Genomic DNA, 21,703 nt, shown 5'->3' with positions numbered 1-21,703 from the left:
CAATGATCCCCCAACCCCTGCCTATCGATCCCAAATGGCTGCTGGCCATCGGCGACCTCGAGGCCCTGACCCGCTACCCCATCGGCCCTGGGGGCGGCACCGCCCGGATCAAATTCTCCCGCCAGGAAAAGCGGGTGCTTCGCAAGCGCAAAAAAATCGCCCCCAGCGTGTGGGCAGAAAAGCACCGCTATCTTCCCCGGGATGCCGCGGTCCCCGGCCGCTGGAAAAACAGCACCGTGCCCTATGCGCCGGCCATTATGGACGCGGCCTTTTACCCCTCAGTGCAGGAGATCGTGCTGTGCTTTGCCCCCCAGGGCGCCAAGACCGAGATCGTCTACACCTGCATGGGCTACACGGCGGACAGAAAGCCCGGTAACTGGCTGGTAGTCTTTCCCAACGAGATCGACGCCAAGGACAATGCCGGCGACCGCATCACCCCCATGTTCAACGACTCGCCGCGGCTCAAATCGTACCGCACCGGCTATGCCGACGACGAGACCGGGATCAAGATCACCCTGCAGCATATGCGCATCACCATGGCCTGGGCAACGTCTGCCGCCCGCCTGGCCAACCGTCCCCTGCCCTATGTGTTCCTGGACGAAGAGGACAAGTACCCGCCCACGGTGGGCAAAAAGGAGTCCTCTCCCCATGCCCTGGCTGAAAAGCGCATGCGCACCTACAAGCACATGCGAAAGATGTTTCGGGCGAGCACCCCCACGGTCGAGGACGGCGCCATCTGGGTGGCGCTGAACAACTGCCACCTGATCTTCGACTATTATGCCGTCTGCCCCCATTGCGGCCACGAGCAGCTGATGGCCTTCGAACAGATCAAGTGGAGCGCCGGCGTGCGCCATCCCATGGTCATCGAGGCCACGCGCGATGTCTGGTACGAGTGCATCCATTGTAAAAGCAAATGGGACGACGGCCAGCGCAAAAAGGCCGTGCGGGCCGGCCAGTGGCGGGACCGCAAGAAACGGCGCCCGGTCCAGGAGGCCCTGGAGGCCGTGCGGCCGCTCAGGATCGGCTTTCATGCCCCGGCCTGGGTATCGCCGTTTGTCGACATGTGGGAGTGCGCGGCGGCTTTTTTAAAGGCCCAGAAAGGGCAGCCCGATTATCTGATCAAGCTGCGCGACTTTAACAACGGCTTTGCGGCCAGGCCTTGGCGGGCGACCGCTTCGGACCGCGCGGAGAATACCATCCCTCGAGCTGTGCGACGATCGGCCCGAGGGCAGCGTGCCCGGAAGCGGCGAGGTTGCGTGTCTGCTTGCCGGCATCGACACCCAGGACGACGGGTTCTGGTTCGAGATCCGGGCCGTGGGCTACGGCCTTGAATCGTGGGACTCCTGGGGGGTGCGCTGCGGGTTTGTCCAGAGCTTCGAGGTCCTGGAGCGGGTCCTGTGGCAGGATGTGTATACCGACTCAGCCGGCACCCCCTACCCCGTGCACTTGGCCATCCAGGACGCCATGGGCCACCGCACGGCCGATGTCTATACCTTCTGCATGGGCCACCGCGGCCGAATTCTGCCCTCCCAGGGCAAGGTGCGCCAGGCCGTGCCGGTCTCGTTCACCACATTGGAATATTTTCCACCGGATGCCAAGGGGCGCCGCGTTCCCATCCCCGGCGGCCTGCAACTGGTCAAGGTGGACACAAACTACTTTAAAAACCAGCTCGACGGGAAACTCAAGATCAAGGCCGGGGATCCCGGCGCCTGGCACTTCCACGCGGAGCTTAGCATCGAGTGGGCCCGCCACATGGTAGCCGAAGGCATCAACGAAAAAGGGCTATGGGAGCCGATCACTGCCGGGCGGGCGAATCACGGCTGGGACTGTTCGGTGCTGATCATGGCCGCCCGTGAGATCCTGGGCGTGAAGTTCTGGCCGCGGCCGGACGGTGCGGAAGCTCAGCAAACTGAGACCCGGAAGCGCCAGCTTGACGATAAACCTGAAAAGGCAAGGATGTGGTGAAAATGGCAAAACAAATTAACGATGATATTTTGATTGGCATCAAGGAGATTCAACCGGTACTGGGCGGCGCCAGCGAAAGTACGATCCTGAAATGGAAGCGCGAGTTCCCATCCATGCCGATGCGGAAAATCAAGGGCCAATGGACTACTATGCGCGAGGAAATGGTCCACTGGTGGAGTTACTTTGTCACTGATAATCTTGAGGCATATGCCGAAGCAAAAAACCATCTTAGAAAATTATCGACCTAAAATAACTGGCAATTGCTTCATCCCCTATTTCCTCCTTGAACAATTAAAATGATGGTCAATCCTGGATTTAGAATGATACCGACCGCCTATGTCAAACACAGTCCAAGCAGGCCGCACTTTTTTATCGATTGGGTTTGGTGGATAACTGGGTAATTTTAAGGTTGGCTCAATGGGAGATGAATGATAAACGAAAAAAGCTCGTCCAAGTGTGCGGAGGAGTTTGCGAGGTGGCCCTTCCACGGAACCGGGATGGATTTGCGACCAGATGTTTTCATGTAGAGTAGAAAGGATTACTTATGTTAGGTAAAAGCTCCCAAATTTCAGCGAAGAAATGGCTCATGGCGCTCACTTTGGTTTTATTGTTACCTATTCTACAATCCTGTGGATTAAAAGGAATACGGAATGATACTAAAGACCCAACAGTGATTTCAGATAGAATTGAGTCCTTTCCAATTAAAAAAGTTGAACAATCCATTGAATCCACACTAAAACAAGTTTCTGATACTCGTTTTAAAACTGTACTTCATGCCTTTGAAACTATTTCGGAAGGAGAGATTGCCTTTAGAGAAGTCTATTACAGAAGACAACATATTAGTACCTTTTATTTCTATAGAAGAGAACCTAAAACATTTGATTTAAGCGACATGGATTATGTCTATTTACCGCCGACTTATACTGCCGAGTTGCCTAAAAATGTATCCGGTGTATACTTTCAGTATATAGGCAAAGAAATTGACAAACCCGAATTGTCACAACCGAGGCTAATTATCAGCTTTGGATGGTCTTGGTCTTGGAAGAGATCAGATGCTCAACTATGTGAAGGTCTCTTGGGGTTTGATTTATATGATGCTAATGAATACGAATTCAGTGAGGGACTTCCTGGAAGTGCTTCTTATACTCCATATATCAGACGCAATGGCAGAAATTACAATCTTTATAAGGATGGTGATCCAGAACATCAAACAGAAGATATGTATTTAAACTTATTCGGTAAATCCAAAAAGGAACGTTTTAAGACATTAATGGATGATACAAAAAGAAGAAAGATTGTCGCGACTATTCTTAAAAATTATCCTCATTTCGTAAGAAATGATATGCAAAAAAAGCGTTTGGATCATATCAAGTTTCGCCCCGCCAATTCTGATACTTTCCATGTGGTGGAAGGAAAGAAAAGCAATGAATTTATAATTAGCCTGAAAAGCAACGACGAATATTTTTCCGAAAAGTCTGCCATGAATCGCATTCCAGCAAAATTTGCACAATATAGCAGTTCAATTAAGAGATCCAGCGGCGTCGTGAAATTTTTTGCAGACAATGGGCAACACCATGAACTTGTCCTCCAATATTATGACACAAAGCCCGCGTTAGCTAAGATAGACAATCATAATTCGAATGAAAGAGTTATCTCTAAAAAACAATCTAATAGAGTTGATCATGATTGGGAAATTGTGCGCGACAATAGCAGCAACAGAACGTCGCCATACAACCATAGCGCTAACAAGTACAATGGAGGCAATCGGGGCGTTATTGATTATTATCAAATTGGCCATGTGACGCCTAACAGTGGCGGGCCAGCCTACACCCATGTGGTATTATTCAAGCTCAGAAGATATAAAGAATATTATAGAGCCATGTCCGACATAGAAAATTTTGTACTTTCGACAAGTGATTCGTTGTATGCACTTGCCGTGTTGAACGACTCAATTATTGCATCGATAGAGACCGAAGATCCATATTCCGCTATAGCCACAAAGTATTCAAGAGCATCCAAACTAACAAGGGTGTGCAGCGTATACGAAAGAAAAAAGTGGGACATCTCGGATCGCGTCGAGGATGTTGTGTTCGGGCGCAGACCAATTTCTTCAATATGCAGATGAAATATGGGACCGACTTTTGACTGGTTCTGCATTCAACCCTCGACGTAGGGCAAATAAAAGGAGACATTCATAATGAGTAAAGCAAGTCTGGGCATGCTGCCGATATTGGTCCTTGCTGCACTGTTAGTGCCGTCAGTTCAGGCAAAAGACATAAAGGGTTTTGGGGCAACCCTCTATTTTAGTGATGGTTCGACCAGCAAATTTATCTCTGTTACTTCTGCCCCGGGATACAACGTCGCTAAAAACAGAGACCTCCTTGAGGTTCATCTCAAAGGTGAAAAATTGAAAGTGCCGGTCAGTGATATTCAGGAAATGACAATTGTAAAAGTTCACCATCGTGATGGCTGTTCAACCAGTGTGTATTACGGATGCAAGGAATATCACTTTGATATCAAGCTCAGGAATGGAAAAAATTTTATTGTGATTGTCAAAAATGGCATGGAAGAAATTGCCGGAGATAAAATAAATCCACTTACCAATGAAATTACAAGCCTTAAGTTTCATTGGCATACCCGGGAGGGTAAGTATGTTAATAAAGTGGTTTTTTCGGATGACGTAGGCGAAGTAAGACTCAACCCCACGACCAAACGTGTTTGGCCCAGTTACTATAACTATGATCCGCAAACAGGCGAAGAGCTTAAATGGGCAACAATCGAATAATTACCTAACAAGATAAATGCACTCGAGCGGTGAAAAGCGGCGCCCGTTCCTCGCTCTGCTTTTCACCGCGGGTGTTTTATAGCCTTAGCAGAATCCGATCTCGATCCCTGCCTTCCATTCAGATGCCAAAGACCCCTGTCAACCTTATAAAACCCTAAATATCCCTAAATAACCCTAAATAGGGCACAAAAAACCCTAAATACCCCTAAACACCCCGACCCCCCAAAACCCCATGTTACCGTGGCCCTGTAACATCCACCACACCACACATGGGGTTTTTAAATGGCATACACCCAGGAAGACCTGACCACCCTCCACGCGATGAAGATGTCTTTGCTCCAGGGCAAGCGCGTGGTCCGTTCGGAAGTGGCGGGAAAGACCCTTGAGTTCCAAGCCGTCAAGATCGCCGACCTGGATGCGGCCATCGCCGCGGCCGAGACCGAGCTGGGCACGGCGTGCCTGCGCACCTACGCCAAAAACGCGGGAGCCGCCTCGTGATCACGTCCCTGCCACGGGGCATCGACGCCCTGATCGGGCTCATTTCGCCCGAGCGCGGCGTTCGGCGCATGCTGGCCCGGGAGGTGATGGGCCGTGCCCGGCGCCTTGACCGGATCCGGCGCGAGACCTATGCCGCGGCCAAAAGCAACCGCCTGGTCGGGCCCTGGTCGCCCGGCAACACCAATGTCAACGACATCATCGGGGCATCTTCTTCCACCGTACGGGCGCGGGTGCGCCAGCTGGTGCGCGACTTTCCCTACTTTGCCCGGGCCGTGAACATCATCGTGGACTATGTGGTGGGCGCCGGCATCGTCTACCAGGCCCGGGTCCAGGACGGATCGGGCAAGCTCGACCGCAAGACCAACCAGCGCATCGAAGACGTCTTTGCCCGCTGGGCCGACGAGGCGGACATCTCAGGCAAGCTGCACTTTTACGAGCTGATGCGCCTTGCCAAGCGCCAGGACGTGGAAAGCGGCGAGTTTCTGCTGGTCAAGACCCGCTCGGACGACCGCAGGCGATTTCTTCCCTTTTGCCTGCAGGCCTACGAGGCCGACTGGCTCTCTTCCAACACCCTGCGCGACGTTTCCGCCGGCAACGAAGTGGAGCAAGGCATCGAGTTCAACGCCGCCACCGGCCGGGTGGCGGCCTTTCATTTCACCGATCCGGACAGCTGGGGCAAAACCCGGCGCATCCCGGCCGATAAAGTGATCCACGGCTTTGACATGCTGCGGCCCGGCCAGCTGCGCGGCATCTCGCCGCTGGCCCCCGCGGTGCTCGTGGCCCACAGCCTGCGCGAGTACATGGAGGCCGAGATCGATGCCGCCAAGATGGCCTCAAAGTATCTGGCCCTGATCAAGACCCCCACCCCCATGACCTTTCAGGCCGGGGTGGGCGCGGCCCTGGACAAGGAGACCAACAAGAAGATCGAGGAGCTGGAAAACGCCATCATCCAGTACCTGCGGCCCGGAGAAGAGGTCACCTTCGCCCAGAACCCGCGGCCCGGGGACAACTTTCCGCCGTTCGTGCGCCTGGTGCTGTGCATGCTGGCCGTCACGGCCGGCATCCCCTACGAGCTTTTGTCCGGCAACTACGAGGACATCAACTACTCCACGGCCCGCACCATCAGAAACGACTTCTCCCACCAGCTGCGCCCGGTGTGCCGGCGCCACGTGCTGCAGTTCGCCCAGCCCATCGTGCGCAATGTCATCGGCGAGGCCTGGCTCGCCGGCCGCCTTGCCCTGCCCGGCTTTGCGTCCGATCCCCAGCGCTATTTTCGAAGCGAGTGGCAGCCCCCGGGCATGGAGTCGCTCGATCCCCAGCGCGAGGGCAAGGCCCAGGCCGAGGCGGTGGCAAGCCTCTTGCGCTCTCCCCAGGAGATCGTGCGCGGCCGGGGCCGGGAGCTCGAAGACGTCTACCGGGAGATCGCCGACGCCAACGCCCTGGCCGAAGAGCTCGGCCTGCCCGCCGCCGCCCAGACGGCATCCACCGCCAAGCAACCGGCCCAGACGGCCGCACAGGAGGCATCGTCATGACCCCTTCCCTCTTTTCACCGCTGACCATGCGCACCCCGCCGCAACCCCGGGACATGGCCTACCGCACCATGAGCCTGCGTCTTTCAGGCGACGGCACGCCGGCCAGCCTCGATGCCGAGAGCCGCTCGTTCGAGGTGGTCGGGGCCACCGAGGCGCCCGTCGAGGTGTTTGACTACGATCGCTACGAAGTCGTGCCCGAGATCCTTCTCATGGACGGCTGCGAGATGCCCGGCAACCGCCAGGTGCCGCTGCTGGACACGCACAACCGTTGGGATACCGCCAGCGTATTGGGGTCCTACCGACAGATGAGCGTCGATAAGGGCCAGCTTGTGGGGCGCGTATTCTTTTCCCATACGGCCGAGGCCGAAAGCCCCTTTACCAAGGCCCGCGAGGGCCACCTGACCGATTTCAGCGTCGGGTACCGCGTCATCGAAAGCCAGTGGGTGGACAAGGGCCAGAAGGCCACCATCCGGGGCCGGGTCTTCGAAGGCCCGGTGCGCGTCACCACCCGCTGGCGGGTCAAGGAGCTTTCCATCTGCCCCATCGGGGCCGACGAGGCGGCCAAGGCCAGAAGCAAACAACCCCCCAATTCTCCCAACCACAAGGAGCAAAAGACCATGGACCCTCGATTGAGAGCCTATCTGGAGTCCCGAGGACTGGCCAAGGATGCCGACGAAGCGGCGGCCTGGGCCTTTTTCGATCAACTGCGAACCGACGACGCGGCCGCTGCCCAGGCGCGCGCCGCCCAACCGCCCCCGGCCGATCCGGGCGCCGATCCCGACGTCGACGTCGACCAGCTGCGCCGCCAGGCCGTGGGCGCCGAGCGCGAGCGCATCGTGAGCATCGACGCCATCTGCCAGCGGGCCGGGTGCGAAGAGCTGGCCCGCAGCTTTATCGCCGAGGGCACCCCCGTCGACCAGGTGCGCGAAGAGGTGATAGAGCGCGTGCTGTCCTCCATCGAAAACGGCGGCGGCTACGGCCACCGCACCCCCGTGGAGCTCGGCGCCGACTCCCGCGACAAGTTCCGGTCCGCGGCCGGCCATGCTATGCTGCTGCGCGGCGGGGTGATCATCTCCGAACCCGCCCCGGGCACCGACGAGCTGCGCGGCTATTCGCTTCGCGAGCTCGCCCGCCACTGCCTGCGCAATGCCGGGGTATCGGACCGGGGCCATGCCATGGAGATGGTGGGCCGTGCCCTGACCACCTCGGACCTGCCCTTCATTCTGGCCAACGTGGCCAACAAATCCCTGTTTGACGGCTGGGAAGGGGCCGACGAGACCTGGCGCATCTGGTGCGACGTGGGGTCGGTGAGCGATTTTAAGACCCACCACTCCCCGCGCCTGTCCGAAGGCGACGACCTGGATCAGATCCCGGACAAAGGCAAGTACAAGTACGGCGAGCGCACCGAGACCCAGGAGACCTACTCCATCGCCACCTACGGCAAGATCGAGGCCATCACCCGCCACACCATCATCAACGACGACTTAGACGCCCTGGTGGTCATCCCCCGCAGCCACGGCGAGATGGCCGCCCGCAAGGTGGGCGACCTGCCCTATGCCGTGCTCACCGGCAACGCCGCCATGGGCGACGGCGTGGCCCTGTTCGATGCCGCCAAGCACTTCAACCAGGCGTCCGCAGCCGGGGCCCCGGCCATGGAGACCATGGCCGAGTGCGATCGGAAGATGGGCACCCAGAAGGATCTGCGCGGAAAGCGCCGCCTGAACATCAAGCCCCGCTATATCATCCAGCCAATGGCCCTTAAAGGCACCTCGGAAGTCTTTTTCCAGAGCGAGCGCTATGCGGATTCCGTGGCGGAAGCCACCGACAGTTCGCTCGCCGCCACCCGGCGCAACATCTACTCGGGCGACACCTTCCAGCGCGTCTACGACGGCCGCCTGGACGACGACAGCGAGACCGCCTGGTACGCCGCCGCCGAAAAGGGGCGCCGGCGCACGGTCACCGTCTTTTTCCTCGACGGCGTGCAGCAGCCCTACATGGAGATGCAGGCCGGCTGGACCGTGGACGGCGTGGAGTACAAGGTGCGCATCGATGCCGGCGCCAAGGCCATGGACTGGCGCGGGCTGTTCAGGAACAACGGCGCATAGGCCCTAAATCCACCGGGCGGGTCCACCCCCGGGCCCGCCCCCCTTGAAGCATACGAAGGAGACACACCATGCAAGCATCCGGACTGGAGTCATACAAAAACGTCGCCTACTTCGAATGGGACTTTGAGAAGCACGGCGGCCTCATCGGCGACATCCCCGTAGGCGGCGAGGCCCTGCCCGCCGGCGCGGTCATCACCGGTGGAATGGTCTACGTCAAAAAGGGCCTGGCCGGCTCGGGCGGCTTCATGGCCGTGCGGGCTGTTGGCGCCGGCGACATCCTGGCGGCCACCGAAGTCGCCAACCTGACCGAAAACGCTCTGCGGGCCGTGGTCCCGGTGCCCCAGACCGCCGCCACCTGGATCCGCCTGACCGCCAACCTGACCACCCTGATCTTCACTCCGTCGGTGGCGGCCATCACCGCCGGCAAGATCGTTGTGGCCCTGGAGTACGTCATCCCGGCCTAAAAGGAGCCGACCGCACATGAACCTTTACGCTCTTTATTCGGCCATCCGCGACGGCGTGGCCCAGGACGCGCAGCTTGCCGCCTGGGCCGCCGCCCGATTCTCCAAAAACGTGACCGTGTTCGCCGGCCTTTCCGGCAGCCGCATGCCCTATCCCGACGACGACGGACCCTTCGTGGTGCTCGGCGATCCGGCCGACCGCCGGGGCATGGAAGACAGCACCATCGACTACGAGCTCTCCGGTTGGATCGGCCTGTCGTGCGGCCGGATGCGCGCCGATTCGCTCCCCAACGTCATCGAGCCGGCCGGCATCGAGCAGATCGCCCAGGCCCTGACCCTGGTGCGCGACGCCATCTGCGCGGCGCTGCCCGGCGACATCGTGCTTTCAAACTTCGAGACCGCGGCCGACACCCTGGGCGCCGGCGACCAGGTGCACGGCTATTTCCAGGCCGGCCTGCTCGAGCGGCTGACCATCGGCCAGGACCCGCTCGATTAAAAACCGAGGAGCAAACCCTTTTTAAGTAAGGATACAGACCATGGCACAACAACGCGGCGCAACCGTCAAGATCGTGGTCGGCTTCGAGGAGACCTTCGCCACGCCCCCCACAGAGGGCTTCATCCTGCCGATCAACAGCACCACCTTAAAGCCCGCCCAGGCCATCAACGCGGCCGCCACCCTCACCGGCACCCGCAACCCGGTCCAGCCCTTCCGGGGCAACAAGGACGTGGGCGGCCAGATCGTTATCCCGGTCGACACCCGCGCCATGTGGTACTGGCTGCGGGCCATGTTCGGCCTGCCCGTCACCACCGGCAGTGCCGCCCCGTATCTTCACACCTTCACCGTCCCGGAGCTCCAGCCGTCGCTCACCATCGAAGAGCAGATGGGCAGCCTCGCCGCCCCGCGCTACATCCGCTACAAGGGGTGCAAGATCTCGACCGCCGCCATCACCGTGGGCGGAGACGGTGAGCTGATCATGACCCTGACCGTGGTGGGCGCGGATTTTGAGATCGCCGCCAGCTCCTTTGCGGCCTCGCCCACGCCCATTGGCCTCTCCCGGGTCCACAACTTCCAGGCCGCGGTCACCGAAGGGGGTGCAACGCTTTCCAACTCCCCCCAGATCGAGCTCAACATCGACATGGGCCTGGATGCCGACACCTTTGTCATCGGCGGGGGCGGCGTGCGCGGCGACATCAACGAAGGCATTCTTTCCGTCGGCGGATCGGTCACCACGCTCTTTAAAGACGACACCCTGCTGGTCAAGGCCATTGACAGCGCCGAGAGCGCCTTGAAAATCACCGTCACCGGCAATGCCAGCAGCATCTTCGAGCTGGAGATGCCCGAGATCAACTATGCCGTCAACGGCCCCGAGGTGCCCGGCCCCCAGGGCCTGCGCGTGACCCTCGATTTTCAGGCCTACCACGACGACGGCGCGGCCGGCTCGGCCATCGTGGCCCGGCTGACCAACGCCGACGCCCACGCCTAACAAGGAGAGATCATGCGGGAAGTAGTATTATCCACCGGAGAAATGGTCACCGTGCGCGGCCTGCGCCGCAGCGAGATCAAATCGCTTTCCAAGTATGGCATCGGATACATGCGCTGCAATATCTTCGATCTGCCCGAAGATCAAAAAGAAGAAGCCATCGATGCCGTGGTCGACACCCAGTTCAAGGACCAGGACCTGGAAAATGCCGACCTGCTCAAAATTTTCAATCAGATCATCAAGGAAAGCTTTTCCAGCGAGGAAGAGGAAAAAAACTCACCGCGGTCTGGTCCGAGCGATCAGACCGCACCCGAAGGGAGTACTGCCGAACATGCGTAGCATCCGCAAAACAGGAAGGCCGTCCGGTGCCGTGCTCCTCGTGTGCGTGGACGACATCCGCCACGCCGCTATGGCCGGCCAATCGGGAGGCCCTGGATTTATGGCTGCACGTCAACACGCAATGGCGGGCGGCTGGCTTTGCGCTTATCGGTCTGGACTACTGCGCCGTGCGGGCCATCGCGCGCGACCTGGGCGTCAGGTGGACCGCCGGCCTGTGGCGCAAGATGCTGGCCCTGGAACGGTTCCAGATGGAGCGGGAGGAAAAAAGCGATGATATCGGTCGAGGCGACGATCAAGGGCGCGAAAGGAGCGGTCAATGGCTTGATGAAAGCCAAGGAGCGCATGCTCAAGGCCCAAAATACCGCCGTCCGCGTTGAAGGCTTCCGCCTGATGCGTAAGCTTCGCGAAGAGATCCGGGCCGGCGCCCCGGGCGGGCAGCGCTTTGCCCCGCTGTCGATCATTCAGCGCACCATGATGGGCATTTACAAAAGATGGGATGAGGTCGGCAACCTGCGCGCGAACAATCCCCTTTACCGGTTCGGATCGAGAATCGGCTACGAGGTCCTGGACAAATCCCCCTATGTCCTGAAGATCGGATTCGTCGGCCCGGCCTCTTCTTCCACCTGGCGCAAGATGGCCCAAAAGCACCAGCGCGGCTTTACCACCAGCGCCGATGCGCCCTATTTCAGAAGAACGCGGCGCAACGTGACCATCCGCGAGCTTTTCGCGCGCGAGGGCGCCAAGGTCAACTACAAGATCTACGGCGGCACAAAGACCCTGCGGCGCAAGGTGTTTTTCCTGCGGGCAAGCACCACGACGCTGCGCACCCCGGCCCGGCCCATGATCGAGCCGTTCTGGCGGGCGAACCGGGCGGCCGCCATTCGCAACATACTGGTCAACACCCGGCGCAAGATGCGCGGAGAATATATCTGACCCATGGCCGACGCCAAGCTTGAAATCCTGCTCGCCGCAAAGAACATGGCCGACGCGGCCTTCAACCAGGTCAAAAGCCAGATCAGCGGCCTGACCAAGGCCTCCACCCTGCTCAAGGGGGCCCTGGCCGGCGCCTTGGCCGGCGCCTCCATCGCCGGCATCGTGCGGGGATTCAACAGTCTGACCGATTCGGCCAGCGACCTTGAAGAGACGGCCAACAAGGTGCGCGAAGTGTTCGGGCAGGATCTATCCGTCACCCTCGACCGCTGGGCCGAAGGGGCGGCCGACGCCATGGGCCTGGCCAAGCGGCAGGCCCTGGAGGCCGCCGGCACCCTGGGCTACATGTTCCAGCAGATCGGGGCCAACAGCGGCCAGGCCGTGGGCACCAGCCAGCGCCTGGTGCAGCTGTCCGCCGACATCGCCTCGTTCAACAACGTGGCCGGCGGCGCCAACCAGGTGCTCGCCGACATGCATAGCGCCTTCCGGGGAGAATACGACCCCATCCAGAAGTACATCGGCACCATCAACGCGGCGGCCGTCGAGCTCGAGGCCCTGGCCCGCACAGGCAAAAAGAGCAAGGACGAGCTGACACAACTGGACAAAACCATGGCCGCCGTGGCCGTGATCACCCGCGAGGCGGGAGTGGCCGCCGGCGACTACGCCCGCACCAGCGGGGGGCTCGCCAACCAGCAGCGCGAGCTCGGGGGCCGCATGGAAGACCTGCGGGCCAAGATCGGCAAGCACCTGATCCCCGCCAAGACCGCCCTGATCACCAAGATCAACGAGTGGATCGAGCGCAACGGCGATCTACTGGCTCAGGACATGGCCGCCTGGGTATCCAACTTTGCGGAAAATTTAAACGCCCTCGCCGGCGCCGCCGTGGCCGTGCTCGATGCCCTGGCCGGCATTGCCAAATACGCCGGCCTGCGCAGCGTGCTCACCACTTGGGACCAGGGCGTTGGACTTGCAAAGAAGGGCCTGATCGATCTGAAGGCCTTTGCCGACGCAAGCTTTTTGGAACGCCAGCGCATGGTCGACGACATCCTGGCCAAGCAGGCCAGGATCAACGCCATCCCGGGCTATTCGGCCGAGGATTTTGCCAGCGCCGAAGCCGGCAGGGCCAAAGCCGCCCCGGCGCCAAGCCCAACCCCCACGCCGCCACCCGCACCGGTCCCCTTCGACAACAGCGCCCGGATCTTCCAGGCCGAGCTGGATGCCGCCATCGAAAACTACCGCCAGATGATCGCAGCTCAAATCCGCATCTCCGACAAGGACTTGGGCATCGACATCGCCGACATGGTCAGTCTCAACCTGCCCGACGATACAGCCGAACGCAGCTACCGCGACATCGAGGAGATGATCAAGAAGCGCAACGCCCTGATGCAAAAGGGCAACGACGAGCTGCTCAAGATCACCCAGTACACCGCCGAGCAGATGCAAAGCGCCTTGAGCGACTTTTTCTTCGACGCCATCACCGGCGAGTTAAAGAGCTTCGAGGACTACTGGGCCGCCTTCTGGAAATCCATGGCGAAGATGGCCGCAGAAGCCCTCTCCCAGATCCTGATCCAGCAGGCCATCGGCCAGGCGGCCAGCAGTTCCGGCAGTTCGGGGGGTGGCGGCGGTGGGGGCAACTACGGCTGGGTCGGGTCCCTGGTCAACCTGGTGGTGGCCGCAGCCTCGCGCGATTCCGGCGGGCCCGTCGCCCCCGGCGGCTTGTACGAGATCGGCGTGCCCGAAATCCTGCGCACCGGCGGCAAGCAGTATTTGATGATGGGCGGCAACCAGGGCGGGTACGTCGAACCGCTAAAGGAGGGCGGCCAGGGCGTGGCGGTCCACCTGCGCAACATCAACGTGCTGGACCCGTCCGTCGTCGAGGAGTGGGCCAACTCGCCGTCCGGCGAGCGAGTGATCTTAAAACGTCATGAGAAGGAACCAGTGACATGGCCGTTTCCATCGGCACCGCCACCGACTACCTCGATCTGCTCGACCGGCTGCGCACCTTCATGCTGGCCAACGGCTGGGCGTCGTTGCGCTTCGACGGCGGGTCCGAGCTGATCGCCGAGGGCGAGGGCCTGGGCGGAACGGATTCGATCTTTGTCGGCATCAAGGCCGAAGCGGATGCCGGCGCGGACTGGTTCAACTGGCAGTTAAACGGTATGACCGGGTTCGAGGCGGGCCAGGCCTTCGCCGCCCAGCCGGGCAACATCGGTTACAGCGCGGCGCCCCATTTTCCCCGGCTGCACCTGTGGAACAGCGCGATCCCCTACTGGTTCGTGGTCAATCCCCGGCGTGTGGTCGTGGTGGCCAAGATCTCCACCATCTATCAACTGGCCTACCTGGGGTGGATCAACCCGTACCTTCCGGCCACCAACATGCCCTATCCCCTGCTCGTCGCGGGCACCTCCACGGCATCCAACGGCAGCCGCTGGAGCACGGTGCACGACACCCACTCGTTCGGCGTCATGCAGCCGGTGTGCGCCAACGGATCGAGCACGGAGAACACCATTTTGACCAACCCCCGATCGTCCGCCCGGTTCTGGTTCGGCGAGTGGCACGGCGTTCAGAACTACTACAACAGCTCGCTGTCCAATGCCACGCGCTGGAAGCACATCTGGCCCTATGCCACCAACGGCGGCTACCACTACTCGCAAATGCGCACCAACCCCAACGACGACGGCTACGTGCTCACCCCGGTGATCATCGACTTCACTTCGCCGTCCAGGTGTGTGTTCGGCGAGCTGGCCGGGATCCATCACGTGTCCGGGTTTTCTAACGCGGTGGAGAACATCGTCACCATCGGCGCGGACAGCTACCTGGTGGTGCAAAACGTCTACCGCAACACCATCGGCGACTACTGCGCCGTCAAACTCGCATAGGAAGCAAAGATGGACTACGAGATCGGATCGGCCACGGACGCCCACGACATGCTGGAAAAGATCCGGCTTTTCCTGGTCGCAAACGGCTGGACCCAGAACGGCTTTGTCACCGAGACCTACGGCCACCGCCTGCATCTTTCAATGGGCGCGATCTGCGTGAACCTTTTCTCCACCATCGAGTCCGACCCCATCACCACCAACGCGTGGACCAGCACCACCTACCGCATGAGCGGCATCGCCTTTTCGCCCTCCACGGGCTATAGCGCATCGCCCACGGGCGCCAAGGCCTGGAAGAACATGCCCGGCGCGTTTTCGCGCGGCAGCACGGGCCTGATGGCCTATGCCGACAACATCTTTGCCTGCGCCGTGGCGGACATGACCGGCGCGGTGGCCAGCTACCACATGGCGGCCGACGGCGACAACTTCATCTGCGCCATGGAGATAGCGGCGGGCGATTTCCGGTGGGTCGCCTTCGGCACGCTTGCCCCCTATGGCGCGATCGGCGCGGCCCCCAACGGCTTTTATTTATGCGCGAGCCTCGGCGTGGGCGGCAACGGCCTGGGCCCGGCCGACATGCGGCGGATTTTTGCCCACAACCAGATCAACTCCTACTACCCCAACTGCACCGTGCGGTTCGCCGACGCCTGGGCCTACAGCGGCGGATCGCCGGTCGGCCTCGTGATCCACCCCATCTCGTCGCTGGGGCAGGGATACGCGATATCCTCCGAAAGCTCTTCCTATTGGGGTTACATGCACGGGCTGCTGTCATCCATGCCGGCCGATATCGGCGGGCTCGCCCCGCTGCTGCCCGCCCAGATCGGCGTGGAGTACTCCGGCTACCGGCTGCCCATCGGCCATTTTGCCCTGGCGCGCGTCACGCACATGGGCGGCTTTGCCGTGGGCCAGCAGATCGCCGTGGGCGGCGAGGACTTCGTGGTGCTGCCGTGCAACCGGGCCGACGCGGCCTACCCATACGGCATCGCCATCAGGGTGACCGGCGCATGAGCCTTTTAGCCGAACCCATACTCGCGTACTACCGCGACTTTCCGGCCTGGGAGGCGATTGCCCCCCTGCCGCAGTCGGCCCCTGCGGCCGCATCCCCCGGCGCCGGGGCAAAGACCGACACCCAGCCGGTCACCGAACCCGGATTGAGCAAGACCGGCCTGCGGGCCGCCTCCTGGGGCGATCTGTACTTCGGATGGGTGCACCTGGTGCCAGACGCCCTGGACTTCGGTTTTCTGCTCGCCCGTCGCGAGGACACGATCCTGGTCTGCAATGCCCATCTGACCGATGAGCGCACGCTTTTGTCCGTCGATCCGGTCAACGCAGCGGGCATGCTGCTGACCGCCGGCGCACTGCCCCTTGCCATCGAACCGATGAAAGACGCCGTGGCCACCCTGGTCACCGAAATGGCCGGCCCGCCCGGCATCGATGCCCGGTTCGATCTGGTGTTCGACAGCGCCCAGGTTCCAAATCTTACCTGCACGGGCACCCGCTCCATCCCCTTTCCCTTTAGGCCCCGGTCCGGCCTAAAAGAGGTCCTCGCCTGGCTCACCGACGTCAACGAGGCCTACGACGGCCCCGAGACGCGCGAACAGCTTCGCATCGCCCCCCGCCAGTCCTTTCACGCCCAGTATCGCATCGGCACCGCCGCCGGCCGGGCGACACTCAAGGCCATCGCCACCGGCTGGCAGATGCGCTACTTCGGCTACCCGGTGTGGATCGAGGCCGCCTACATCGGGGCCATCGCCGCCGGCCAGCAGTGGATCGGCTTCGATACCGACCATGCCTCGTACAAGGCGGGCGGCTACTGCTACATCGCGGGCGGCGCCTGGGGCCAGGGCGAACTGCGGGCGATCCTGGACATCCAGCCGGATGGGATCACCCTCATGCTGCCCGTGGACAACGCCTACCCCCGGGCCTCGATCATGCCCGTGCGCATCGCCCGCATGGACGGCACGCCCAAATACACCGAGGCCGCCGCCTACACCGAGGCGGACCTGGGCTTTGCCGTGGAGGACAACGACCCGCTCGAGGCCGAACCGTCGGCCACCCAGTACCTGGGGTTCGATACGTGGCTTACCCCCTACGGCGCCCCGGGCCAGCTTTCCGCCCGCCAGGTGATCCGGCCGGCCGAGACCATCGACGGCCAGACCGGCAAGGTCCTGGTCGATCCCCGGGGTGACTGGGGCCGCCTGGCCTTTGAGGAGGCCCATTTTAAAACTCGGTCCAAGGCCGGGGCCTGGCAGTACCGCCAATGGCTCCACCGCCGGGCCGGCCGCCTGCGGCCCGTATGGGTGCCCACCTTCGAGCGGGACATCGAGATCATCGAGCCCTTTGCCGCCGCCGACACCGTGCTGGTCATATCCCCCATCCGTTACACCCAGATGCTCTTTGTCAATCCCCAGTTCCGGCACCTGGCGCTGTTCCGGACCACCGGCGAGGTCCTCTTGCGGCAGATCGCAAACGCCCAGGAGGTGACCGCCGCCGAATGGCTCACCCTCGACGCGGCCCTGGGGTTCGACGGCACGGGCGCCGACTTTGACCGCATCAGCTTCATGCCCCTGTGCCGCCTGTCCGCCGACCGCGTGGAGATCGAGTGGGCCCGCGTGGGGTGCGGCGCATCTTCCATCGGATTGACCGGATTGGACCCGGACCATGAAAGTTGAACTCTACCATTTTCAGTCCGCATCCGAGAACTGGCGCTACACGTCGGCGGACCGCAACATCGTCCACGGCCCCAACACCTACATCGCCGTGCCGGGCCTGTCGCGGGGCAATCTGCGCTCCATGGGATCGATCCACAAGGCGGATCTCGAGATCACCGCCCCGCGCGACAACGACCTGGTGGCGTTGTTTATGGGCACGCGGCCCGAGTCCATCGTATCGGCGTCGATCTTCGAAGCAGATTATCCGGTAACGGAAGTCAACCTGATCTGGAAGGGCCGCATCGTGGGCGTGGGGCTGAAGGACAGCACGGCCGCCATCGCCTGCGAGTCGATCTTCACTTCTCTTGGCCGGCCCGGCCTGCGGGCCATGTACCAGATCATCTGCCGCCACGGCCTATATCAGCCGGGGTGCAATCTGTCCGCCGAGGCTTGGCGCGTCACCGCCGCCATCACCGCCTACGACGGCCACACGCTCACCGTCCCGGCCGCGGCCGGCTTTGCCGACGGCTACTTCGACAACGGCTATCTCGTCTACCAGGGCCAATATATAATGATCGCCACCCACGCGGCAGAGACGCTCGTCACCGACCGGCGCGTCACCGGCTACGGCCAGGCGTACCTCTATCCGGGCTGCGATCATTGGATGGCAACGTGCCATGCCAAGTTCGACAACATCTTAAACTACGGCGGCTTTCCCATGACACCGGGAAGGACACCCTTTTCCGGCGGCCAGGCGTTCATCTCCGGCCCCAATGCTTCGCCCCATGCGCAATTTTGATCCAAAAATGCTTCGCATCGTGTTCCTGGTGGCCATCGTGGCCATCGGCTGGGCCTTTTCCGGCATCATGGCCGCCGGCAATCCCGATATCCACCTGGCCGGGGTCCTGGGCCTGGCCGCCGAGATCATCATCTTCCTTGTGATCGCCATCTTGAGCTACGTGCTCATCCCCAAGCCCAAGCCCACCACCCCCGAGGCGCCGGACCCCTACGGCATCGACGAGTTCAAGGTGCCCACGGCCTCCGCCGGCCGGGAGATCCCCGTGGTGTTCGGCACCCGCTGGATCGATTCGCCCAACGTGGTGTGGTACGGCCACCTGCGGGTGGAAGAAAAGAAGGAAAAGACATGCACATGATCGACCGTTCGGCCGACAGAATCTATCTGAGCGACATCCGCCGCATGCGCTACTGCCACGGCGGGGTGCGGCGCTGGGCCGCGGCCCGGGGCATCGATTGGAACGATTTTGTCAAAAACGGCATCGAGGCCGCCCGGCTGGAAGGCATCGACGACGCCATGTGCCGGCGGTTATTGAAGGCGGTGCGCCATGGGTAGCAAGAGCGAGTGCGTCACCTATGTCGTCGGCTACAAGTACTCCCTGGGCATCCAGATGGTGGCCTGCCACGGCCCGGTGGACGCGGTGCTGGGCATGCGCACCGACGACTACATCGTATGGAGCGGCGCCGTTTCTTCTACTTCCCAAATCCACGTCAACCAGCCCGAGCTGTACGGCGGATCGAGCAAGGAGGGCGGCGTGGTCGGAGACATCGACATCGAGTTCGGCGACGCGGACCAGGGCCAGAACAGCTACCTGACTTCCCGGTTCGGACCGGTGACGCCCGCCTTCCGGGGCGTGCTCCAGTTCGTGCTGCGCCGCTGCTACCTGGGCGACAGCCATTATCTTAAGCCCTGGTCGTTTCGGGTGAGAAACTGCGCCCGCCTGGCCCCGGGCTGGAACCCGGGCAACGCCAATATCTCGGGCGACGCCAACCCGGCCCACATGATCCGGGCCTGCATCGTTAACACGGTATGGGGCATGGGGTACTTAGAAAGCGACGTGGACGACGCGTCGTTTTCCGCCGCGGCCCAAACCCTGTATGCCGAGGGCTTCGGCCTGTCGATGATCTGGGACCGGGCGATCTCCATCGAGGACTTCATCGACGAGATCAAGCGCCACATCGATGCCGTGCTGTATGTCGAGCGCACCACCGGCAAATGGGAGCTTCACCTGCTTCGAGACGACTACGACATCGAAAACCTGCCCGTGCTCGATCCGTCCAACATCGTATCGGTGGAGAGCTACAAGCGCCTCACCCAGGCCGAGATGATCAACGCCGTGGTGTTAAAATACCAGAAGCACACGGCGACCGGCGACCGGGAAGAGTCGATCACCGTGCACCACACGGCCATGATCCAGAGGTTGGGCCAGACCATCCACAAGGCGATCAACTACCACGGCATTTCCCGCGCGGCCCTGGCCGCCAAGGTCGCCGCAAGGGAGCTTAAAAGCGCGTCGAGCGATCTGTCGTCGGCCACCCTCGTGGCCCTGCCCGTGGGCGCCGTGCAGGGCCTGCGCGAGGGCTCGCCCTTTGTCTTTTCCTGGCCCAAGTACGGCATACAGCAAGAAGTCATGCGAGTGGTCACCATCGACTGGGGCACGCTGTCTTCCGGCAAGGTGCGCGTCACCGCCATGCAGGACATCTACGCCACCCCGGAGGCCAGCTACGTGGAGGTTCCCCAAAGCGGCTGGGTCGATCCGGTCAACCTGCCCGCCCCGTCGCCCTACCGCCGCCTGGTCGAGATTCCCTATTATTCTTTGGTGCGCCTCTATGGCGAGAGCACCACGTTCTGGGACGGGTTCGAGGAGACGTCCGGCATCGTGGGTACGCTCTATGTCAAGCCCACGGACGATGCCTTTTCCTACCGCCTGTGGACCCTTCAGCCCTATGGCCGGTCGCTCATCCCCACCTACATGGACCGGGGCACCTTCGCCTTTGCCCCCTCGGCCCTGCTGGTCGATCCCATCGGCAAGACGGACGGCGAGATCCGGCTCGAGAACATGCTCGACGTGGACCTGGTGGCAGAAGACTCTTACGCCTATATCGGAGACGAGCTCGTCAAGATGCTCACCGTCAACCCGGTCTCCGGCGTGTGCGCCATCGCCCGGGGCGTGCTCGACACCGTGCCCGCCGATCACGCGGCCGGCACGCGGATCTGGTTCGCCGACGGCCGCCACGGCACCGACGCCCGGGTGCTCGAATCGGGTGATGTGGCCACGACCCGGGGGTGCCCGATCACCGGCAAGGGCGAGCTTGACATCGCCGCCGCCCCCACGGACACCATGACCTACGGCGCCCGGGCCATCCGCCCCTATCCGCCGGGAAACGTCCAGGTCAACGCCGAGCCCTATCCGGTTGCCATCGCCGGGGCCCTGTCCCTCACCTGGGCCCACCGCGACCGCATCCAGCAGACCGCCTACATCGTGGAGCAGGACGAGGGCAACATCGGCCCCGAGCCGGGGGTCACCTACCGCTTAAGGATCTATGGCGAGACCGGCGCCCTGCTTCGCACCTATACCGGGATCGTCGGCACCTCCCAGCTTTATACCATCGCCCAGGAGATCGCCGACAGCGGCGCCCTGGGCCGTCCCAACGAATCGCTTCGCTTCGTGCTCGACGCCCAGCGCGGGGGCTGGAACAGCTGGCAGACCCACGACCACACCATCGCCGAGTGCCGGGGCTACGGCATGTTCTACGGCGACCACTACGGAGAGTAAAAACCATGGCCGCACAAAACGACCCGAACCTGAACCTTTTTTACGGCTGGGACTTCCGCGAATCCGGCTGGAAGGCCGGCATGGACGCCAATCTAAAGAAACTCGGCGCCGTCGTCCACCTGTCGGTGATCAGCATGGAGACCGCCGCCCCGCCGGCCTCGCCCGCCAACGGCGACCGCTACATCATCCCCGCAGGCGCCACCGGCGACTGGTCCGCCCACGCGGGAGAGATCGCCGTGCGCGTGGCGGGCGCCTGGGAGTACCACACGCCCTCTTTCGGCTGGCGGGCCTGGGTGCAGGATCAAAACGCCGAGGCCGTGCGCGGCCCATCCTCCTGGGAACTGGTCAGCCGGCCCCAATGGGTGGACCCGCCCGCGTCGGCCGCCGATCCGGGCATCCCGGGCCAGATGGCCTTTGACGCCGGCTATCTTTACCTCTGCGTGGCCGCCGATACCTGGGTGCGGGCGGCCGTCGCCGCCTGGAGCTGAGGCGCCCGCCATGATCACGC

At 61.8% G+C, this 21,703-nt stretch carries 23 protein-coding genes; all 23 read left to right on the top strand.

Annotation, left to right across the window (positions count from 1 at the left end):
- Positions 1-2: 2 nt before the first annotated feature.
- The gene (locus tag DFT_RS26970) at positions 3-1,331 is read left to right on the top strand and encodes a phage terminase large subunit family protein (protein WP_054031006.1); all 1,329 of its coding nucleotides are present in this window, start codon (positions 3-5) and stop codon (positions 1,329-1,331) included.
- On the top strand, positions 1,234-1,965 hold the full coding sequence (locus DFT_RS26965) for a terminase gpA endonuclease subunit (RefSeq protein ID WP_161807120.1): 732 nt from the start codon (positions 1,234-1,236) through the stop codon (positions 1,963-1,965). Before DFT_RS26970 ends, DFT_RS26965 begins: the two co-directional genes overlap by 98 nt.
- 2 nt (positions 1,966-1,967) lie before the next feature.
- Positions 1,968-2,213, top strand: coding sequence for a hypothetical protein (locus DFT_RS09705; protein WP_054031004.1), 246 nt, complete (start codon positions 1,968-1,970; stop codon positions 2,211-2,213).
- A gap of 296 nt (positions 2,214-2,509) precedes the next feature.
- Positions 2,510-4,090 (top strand): hypothetical protein, encoded by a 1,581-nt coding sequence (locus DFT_RS25785; protein ID WP_152971927.1) that lies wholly within the window; start codon positions 2,510-2,512, stop codon positions 4,088-4,090.
- A 72-nt stretch (positions 4,091-4,162) separates the two neighbouring features.
- A complete protein-coding gene (locus tag DFT_RS09695; RefSeq protein ID WP_054031002.1) occupies positions 4,163-4,750 on the top strand; it encodes a hypothetical protein in 588 nt (195 codons plus the stop codon).
- A gap of 282 nt (positions 4,751-5,032) precedes the next feature.
- Positions 5,033-5,248 (top strand): hypothetical protein, encoded by a 216-nt coding sequence (locus DFT_RS09690; protein ID WP_054031001.1) that lies wholly within the window; start codon positions 5,033-5,035, stop codon positions 5,246-5,248.
- Entirely contained in the window at positions 5,245-6,780 is a 1,536-nt protein-coding gene (locus tag DFT_RS09685; protein WP_054031000.1) for a phage portal protein, read from the top strand. The genes DFT_RS09690 and DFT_RS09685 overlap by 4 nt, the downstream gene beginning before the upstream one ends.
- On the top strand, positions 6,777-8,885 hold the full coding sequence (locus DFT_RS09680; protein WP_054030999.1) for a prohead protease/major capsid protein fusion protein: 2,109 nt from the start codon (positions 6,777-6,779) through the stop codon (positions 8,883-8,885). Before DFT_RS09685 ends, DFT_RS09680 begins: the two co-directional genes overlap by 4 nt.
- A gap of 68 nt (positions 8,886-8,953) precedes the next feature.
- On the top strand, positions 8,954-9,349 hold the full coding sequence (locus DFT_RS09675; protein ID WP_054030998.1) for a hypothetical protein: 396 nt from the start codon (positions 8,954-8,956) through the stop codon (positions 9,347-9,349).
- 16 nt (positions 9,350-9,365) lie between these two features.
- Positions 9,366-9,842: a hypothetical protein gene (locus DFT_RS09670; protein ID WP_054030997.1), complete on the top strand. Its 477-nt coding sequence runs from the start codon at positions 9,366-9,368 to the stop codon at positions 9,840-9,842.
- Between the two features lie 40 nt (positions 9,843-9,882).
- Positions 9,883-10,830, top strand: a complete 948-nt coding sequence (locus tag DFT_RS09665; protein WP_054030996.1) for a phage tail tube protein — start codon at positions 9,883-9,885, stop codon at positions 10,828-10,830.
- 12 nt (positions 10,831-10,842) lie between these two features.
- On the top strand, positions 10,843-11,166 hold the full coding sequence (locus DFT_RS25780) for a hypothetical protein (protein WP_054030995.1): 324 nt from the start codon (positions 10,843-10,845) through the stop codon (positions 11,164-11,166).
- A 26-nt stretch (positions 11,167-11,192) separates the two neighbouring features.
- On the top strand, positions 11,193-11,543 hold the full coding sequence (locus DFT_RS25775) for a DUF1799 domain-containing protein (RefSeq protein WP_054030994.1): 351 nt from the start codon (positions 11,193-11,195) through the stop codon (positions 11,541-11,543).
- The gene (locus DFT_RS09650; protein ID WP_152971926.1) at positions 11,491-12,099 is read left to right on the top strand and encodes a hypothetical protein; all 609 of its coding nucleotides are present in this window, start codon (positions 11,491-11,493) and stop codon (positions 12,097-12,099) included. Before DFT_RS25775 ends, DFT_RS09650 begins: the two co-directional genes overlap by 53 nt.
- 3 nt (positions 12,100-12,102) lie before the next feature.
- Positions 12,103-14,154 (top strand): hypothetical protein, encoded by a 2,052-nt coding sequence (locus tag DFT_RS09645; protein ID WP_054030992.1) that lies wholly within the window; start codon positions 12,103-12,105, stop codon positions 14,152-14,154.
- Positions 14,040-14,975, top strand: a complete 936-nt coding sequence (locus DFT_RS25770; RefSeq protein WP_152971925.1) for a hypothetical protein — start codon at positions 14,040-14,042, stop codon at positions 14,973-14,975. The genes DFT_RS09645 and DFT_RS25770 overlap by 115 nt, the downstream gene beginning before the upstream one ends.
- A 9-nt stretch (positions 14,976-14,984) precedes the next feature.
- Positions 14,985-15,980: a hypothetical protein gene (locus DFT_RS09640; RefSeq protein WP_054030991.1), complete on the top strand. Its 996-nt coding sequence runs from the start codon at positions 14,985-14,987 to the stop codon at positions 15,978-15,980.
- Positions 15,977-17,644, top strand: a complete 1,668-nt coding sequence (locus DFT_RS09635; protein WP_054030990.1) for a hypothetical protein — start codon at positions 15,977-15,979, stop codon at positions 17,642-17,644. Before DFT_RS09640 ends, DFT_RS09635 begins: the two co-directional genes overlap by 4 nt.
- Entirely contained in the window at positions 17,634-18,422 is a 789-nt protein-coding gene (locus DFT_RS09630; RefSeq protein ID WP_054030989.1) for a phage/gene transfer agent baseplate hub protein, read from the top strand. Before DFT_RS09635 ends, DFT_RS09630 begins: the two co-directional genes overlap by 11 nt.
- A 7-nt stretch (positions 18,423-18,429) precedes the next feature.
- Positions 18,430-18,777, top strand: a complete 348-nt coding sequence (locus tag DFT_RS09625; RefSeq protein ID WP_200907048.1) for a hypothetical protein — start codon at positions 18,430-18,432, stop codon at positions 18,775-18,777.
- Positions 18,768-18,974, top strand: coding sequence for a hypothetical protein (locus tag DFT_RS09620; protein ID WP_054030988.1), 207 nt, complete (start codon positions 18,768-18,770; stop codon positions 18,972-18,974). Before DFT_RS09625 ends, DFT_RS09620 begins: the two co-directional genes overlap by 10 nt.
- Entirely contained in the window at positions 18,967-21,195 is a 2,229-nt protein-coding gene (locus DFT_RS09615; RefSeq protein ID WP_054030987.1) for a hypothetical protein, read from the top strand. Before DFT_RS09620 ends, DFT_RS09615 begins: the two co-directional genes overlap by 8 nt.
- Positions 21,150-21,683: a DUF2793 domain-containing protein gene (locus DFT_RS24990; protein ID WP_235506201.1), complete on the top strand. Its 534-nt coding sequence runs from the start codon at positions 21,150-21,152 to the stop codon at positions 21,681-21,683. The genes DFT_RS09615 and DFT_RS24990 overlap by 46 nt, the downstream gene beginning before the upstream one ends.
- Positions 21,684-21,703: the final 20 nt, after the last annotated feature.

Origin of the sequence: Desulfatitalea tepidiphila (genome assembly GCF_001293685.1) — a bacterium.
Lineage (GTDB): Bacteria > Desulfobacterota > Desulfobacteria > Desulfobacterales > Desulfosarcinaceae > Desulfatitalea > Desulfatitalea tepidiphila.
This window is presented reverse-complemented; position numbering and strand designations above follow the sequence as displayed.